Annotated in this window: 1 protein-coding gene; it reads right to left on the reverse strand. The window is 44.4% G+C overall.

All coding sequences use genetic code 11. The features are described from left to right. Positions 1–14: 14 nt before the first annotated feature. Positions 15–342: DUF2804 family protein (locus A3757_RS06545; RefSeq protein WP_156506234.1), on the reverse strand; the 328-nt coding region annotated here is incomplete at its 5' end.

Below are 342 nucleotides of genomic sequence, written 5' to 3' on the forward strand. Positions count from 1 at the left end.
TCTAGTATGGACGTTTACCACTTAGAGTACTGATCTTCGACAAAACCATATTGAGATTCAATCTCGTAGCGTTTGCCTTCAGCGGTGATTAAGTGCCCCTTAAACTTGCCGAATATTTGTTTGAAGTTTGTGGCCATGAAACCGGCATTGAGGTGTTCCTTATGCATTCCTTCAGGCACAAAGCTTAGATCAAGCTGTCCGTTTTCACAGCTGATTCTCCACGCGGAGCTTTCTTCATCCCGGTCATATCTGAACTGAACTTGAGGTAGTTGATGGAGCTTATCGCCAACCCAAAAGCAGTTTTCAGAATAGCCTGTTTCATTGACGCCCCAAGACACATTG

The organism is Oleiphilus sp. HI0117, from assembly GCF_001635235.1.